Here is a 5381-nt window from a genome sequence, read left to right as displayed (position 1 = left end):
AGTGTATCCAGTACATTATATTCAGAAGAATTAATACTAAATAATATTGATAACTATTTAAATCATGGTTACTGGGAATCATCTATTTTATGTCAACAGGTAAAAAATCCTGAGTTCAGTTATTGGTTAATTGAAAATATTAGCCTGCACCCACAACAATGGCTCCCTATGTTAGCTAAACACTGCTTACAACCTGCGGGATTAAACCGATTAATTAAAATTTGCCAACCAGATTTTCTTAGTTTACTAATAAAACTATTCTCTGAAGAAATAGCATCCAAATTTATTAACTCACAAACACAGATAATCTTAGATAAACAGGTGACGCCAGAAAAATTGAGGTTATCTGCGGAGTATTATCTGAAACATCAGGTGAGATATGAACATGCGGTAAAAAAAGAATTTATTTTACAAACCGAAAATAAACTGACATCGGAGAGAGAACTTATTGAAAGTAGCGTTGATTTATTAAAACCGAATAATGATAAATTCCATATGCCAGCAGAAACGACGCTAAACGTTAAAAACAAGCTGACATCGAAGAGAGAAATTATTGAAAATAGTGTTGATTTATTAAAGCTGAATAATGATAAATTCCATATGCCAGCAGAAATGGAACTAAACGTTAAAGATAAGCTGGCATCGGAGAGAAAAGTTATTGAAAGTAGCGTTGATTTATTAAAACCGAATAATAATAAACTCCATATACCAGCAAAAGTGGAACTAAACGTTAAAGATAAGCTGGAATCGGAGAGGGAATTTATTGAAAGTAGCGTTGATTTATTAAGTCCGAATAATGATAAATTCCATCTGCCAGCAAAAATGACGCTAAACGTTAAAAACAAGCTTGTATCGGAGAGAAAACTTATTGAAAGTAGTGTTGATTTATTAAAGCGGAATAATGATAAACTCCATATACCAGCAGAAACGATACTAAACGTTAAAAATAATTTGATATCGGAGAGGGAGCTTGTTGAAAATAGTGCTCATTCGTTAAAGCAAGATAATAAAGGAATTTATACGCGAGCAGAAACGGTACTAAATGTTAAAAATAAACTGATATCAGAAAGAGAGTTTTTTGAAAATGGTGCTAATTCGTTAAAGCCAGATAATAAAGAAATTTATATACCAGCAGAAACGATACTAAACGCTAAAAACAAACTGATATCGGAGAGAGAACAGGCTGAAAATAATTTTGATTCATTAAAACCAAATAATAATAAAACTCATATAATAACCGAAAGCACATCACAAACTAAAATTAAGAAAACACCCGCAGTAAATATCATTCAGGATGAATGTAATAAATTAAAGCAGAAACACAGTGAAACCGAAATACAAATAGGTACAGTACCGTCAATATCTCAGCTTATACAAACACAGTATCAACCAGCAGCTACACAACAGTATGATGGTTTGATAGAGAAGACGGTAAAACAAAACGCTTCAATTTTAAAAAACAGGGAACAACATAGCGAATTATTGAAACCAGCTTCTTTAGCGCAAATTTCCCCCATACAACCTATTAATGGGATTCAAACTTCATCAGCACAATCTGTTTTATCCATCAGCAATGCCGGTTGCATAATTTTATGGCCGTTATTGCCAACATTTTTCCGCACTTTTGATTTATTGGAGAAAAATCAATTTGTCAGTCTTGAAGCGCAAAGGAAAGCCGTCTGTTTACTTGATTGGCTGATTTGGGCTGAAGAGGAAATACCTGTATGGCGGCTGACCCTCAATAAAATACTTTGTGGGTTACCCATGCATGATAATGCGCTTTGGCGTACGCCAGAGCCAGAACAGCAAATCGCCATCAACCAATGGCTGGAAAAAACCGTTATACAACTTCCGGTCTGGAAAAAAATGGGTGTAAATGATGTTCGGCATTTATTTTTGCAACGTTCCGGAGAATTAAATGAATTAAACGGTTTAATAAATATCCATATTAAACCCGAAGTTTATGATGTGCTGATAAGCGAATGGCCGTGGCCAATCAATATCGCGCACTTTAGCTGGTTGAAATATCCCATCACCATAACATGGTTATAACCATCAAATACAATACATAGTCTGAGTAAGAATTTATGAATACAGCGCCTGTCTTCTCTAATTTATTTCAGCAAAATAATGATGCAAATTTAGCATTTTTATTTAGCCAACTGGAACGTATTGATCTTGTTCTTCAATACCATTGCCATTGTATATCAGGGCAGCAAGATGATCCCCTTGATGAATTTCTGTTAAGTGAAGAGGATATTATCGCCAGACTGGAGAACCCGATGGGTAAACCTCATTGGTTCAATGATGATTGTCTGGTAATACCGCAAACCGTCATGCCAGTGGCATCCCGACTCACTGATTTGGTCGATCGTTTTGAGCTGACTGATTTTGAAAGAGATGTTTTGTTGTTAGGTTTACTTCCCCATTTTGATAGCCGCTACTATCAACTGTTTGCATTAATTCAAGGAGAACAACAATCTCGATTTCCCACTTTTACGCTGGCGTTGGAACTATTTTGTCACTCAATGATGGAGAAACAGGCACAACAGATCAGTTTTCTACATCGTTCACCATTGATTGGCTGCCAGCTATTATCCATTGATAGTCGCAAAAAAATGTCGTCCTGGATTCAGACACCTTTTATCACAGACAACAGTGTGTATCACTTTTTACTTGGGCATCACTATATTCCGCCTGATTTAGAATATTATTGTGAGTGGCTAATGCCCGCAGAGAATGGCTATTACCCAGCCAAATTAAAGCAATTACTCAATAATGCTTTATTATCCGAACACGATGATATTCGTCCGATAATCTTATTAAAAGGTATTACCGGCAGTGCGAGAGCTTATGCGGTTACCAATATCATGGCGTCAGAAGAACGACAAACGTTAATGGTGGATATCGCTAAATTGGCTGACAATGATGATAAAGCTTTGCTTTCGCGAATAAAGCTTATCTTGCGGGAAATCCGTATGCGCGGCGCTTGTTTATTACTGCGAAATTTTTGCTTATTCGCCGAACAGAATAAACAGCTACTGGAACCTCTTTCCGCTTTATTGCAGCAACCTGAATTAAGAGTGATTTGTTTAATTGAACCTTCTTCTCCACTGATCTGGCTGAGAAAGTTATCAGCATTATTGGTTGAGATGCCCGTTTTGACCTCAAAGGAAAAAACCAATCTATTGACGGCACAATTGCCCAATCACTGTGCCAATAATATTGACGCAATCGCCTTAAGCCAGCGTTACACGTTTAATCCCGAAATTTTGCCATGGATTCTGGAAGAAGCTCAGTTTTATCAACAACAACGGGATCCTTTGGATATCTTGCAGCAATGCGATATTCATAAGGCGCTCAATTTACGTGCCCAACAAAATTTTGGTCAATTGGCCCAGCGGGTGACGCCTAAACGTTCATTAAAAGATTTATTGGTCTCTGATGAGATTGCTCAACAAATACAGGAAATACTCACGGCCATTAAATATCGGGAACAAGTTCTGGCGGGAGGTTTTAAAGATAAAATTGGTTATGGCACCGGTATTAGTGCGTTGTTTTATGGTGATTCTGGGACAGGGAAAACGATGGCGGCAGAAGTGATTGCCAACTGCCTTGGCGTTGACTTAATAAAAGTGGATTTATCTACTGTGGTAAATAAATACATTGGTGAAACCGAGAAAAACTTATCCCGTATTTTCGATTTGGCAGAACAGGATGCCGGTGTTTTATTCTTTGATGAAGCGGATGCTCTGTTTGGTAAACGAAGTGAAACTAAAGATGCGCAAGACAGACATGCCAATATTGAAGTCTCTTATTTGTTGCAACGGCTGGAGAATTATCCGGGATTGGTTATTTTATCCACCAATAATCGTAGCCATTTGGATAACGCCTTTAATCGCCGTTTTACTTTTATTACTCGCTTTACTTATCCGGATGAAGCTATCCGCAAGAAAATGTGGCAGGCAATCTGGCCTGAAAATATAAAAGTCGCTCAGGATGTCGATTTCGATAAATTAGCTCAGCAAACAAGTGTCACAGGAGCCAATATTCGTAACATTGCTTTATTGTCTTCACTATTTTCCGCAGAGAACAAATATAACGAAGTTAATAATAAGAATATTGAAACCGCATTATCACGAGAATTAGATAAAGTAGGTAGATTAACGTTTAAAAATTAATAGAAATAAACATAGATAAAAATTAAATGTATTAATGACCTGACCGTGTTCACAATAATAAAATAAGAGGTTTTTTTATGCTAAAAATGCAAACTGTTATTGACGTTAATAAAGCAATGAAGGGAATTCTGGAAAAGTATCTGGATAAAAAAGTGGCAATTCGTTTCGATTTGCCTGAATTAGATACCGTACAATCTGATGCAATGGTGAGTGTCTTTCTTTACGATATCCATGAAGATCTACAGCTTCGCTCAACAGAATCCAGAGTGTTTAATGCCACCTCCGGGAGGTTATTACCGGGTTGGGTCAATATTAAATGTAATTATCTGATTACCTATTGGGAATCGGCTAAACCCGCAACTGATCCGAATAGCCCGGATAGCCAACCGGATAATCAGGCCATACAAGTTATGTCACAAGTCTTAAATGCGTTGATTAATAACCGCCAATTGGCAGGTATTCCCGGCGCTTATACTCAGGTTGTACCACCGAAAGAAAGTTTAAATAGTTTAGGGAGTTTCTGGCAGTCACTGGGAAATCGCCCAAGGCTTTCGCTGAATTATTCAGTGACAATACCAGTTAGCCTCACCGATGAGCAGGATAAGGCGATGCCGATAAGCACCATTTCTTCAACTGTTCAACAAACGGCATCACTCAGTCAGGAGAAGATTGGTCATGCTTTGCGGGAATTATTGATTACGGAATTACAAAGACAGCCAGTTGCGGAATCAGAAAATGAAGAGAATATTAGGCTGGCACTGAGCAAAATTGAACTATTAGTAATCAAAGAGGCTACGACTTCAAATAATTCAGCGGAAATTTCGGTATCTCTGTCTGTATCAGGAATTACACATCAGAAATATCTACAAGACATCAATAAAATCTTTGAATTCTGGTTAAATAATAAAAAAGTTATTACCACGGTCGATGATTATGGAATCTATATTAAAAGTATAGAAAAAGATCATTTTTTCGGAATTTGATTTATTTTTATAACTTATGGAATGGCAAAGACTAACCAATTGAGAGTGATTTTCTGTATTTTTATGTGATCACATTGTTAATTACTCTGATTTAACGCTAATGATATTTAAATTAGATTTATGAATAATGAGGTTGATTTATCAACATTAACAATCAACTTATTGTTTTTTAAATACATTATCATTTTTACTTAAAGCTATAACTCTGTATATTAAA

General features: G+C 36.4%; 3 protein-coding genes. All 3 read left to right on the top strand.

Going from position 1 to position 5381, the window contains the following annotated elements; all coding sequences use genetic code 11:
• Window positions 1-2052 (top strand): contractile injection system tape measure protein (locus AACX38_RS04370; protein WP_255712287.1); only part of this gene is annotated, 2052 nt, incomplete at its 5' end.
• Window positions 2053-2087: 35 nt separating this feature from the next.
• Window positions 2088-4181, top strand: coding sequence for an ATP-binding protein (locus AACX38_RS04365; protein ID WP_228865793.1), 2094 nt, complete (start codon window positions 2088-2090; stop codon window positions 4179-4181).
• A 77-nt stretch (window positions 4182-4258) separates the two neighbouring features.
• On the top strand, window positions 4259-5164 hold the full coding sequence (locus AACX38_RS04360) for a DUF4255 domain-containing protein (RefSeq protein WP_228865792.1): 906 nt from the start codon (window positions 4259-4261) through the stop codon (window positions 5162-5164).
• The last annotated feature ends 217 nt before the right edge of the window (window positions 5165-5381 follow it).

The sequence above is a fragment of the Xenorhabdus sp. PB30.3 genome, from assembly GCF_963895965.1.
Taxonomy (GTDB): domain Bacteria; phylum Pseudomonadota; class Gammaproteobacteria; order Enterobacterales; family Enterobacteriaceae; genus Xenorhabdus; species Xenorhabdus stockiae.
This window is presented reverse-complemented; position numbering and strand designations above follow the sequence as displayed.

Coding starts and splice junctions, on each gene's coding strand:
- AACX38_RS04365 (WP_228865793.1), top strand. CDS start 2,088: ATGAATACAGCGCCTGTCTTCTCTAATTTATTTCAGCAAAATAATGAT.
- AACX38_RS04360 (WP_228865792.1), top strand. CDS start 4,259: ATGCTAAAAATGCAAACTGTTATTGACGTTAATAAAGCAATGAAGGGA.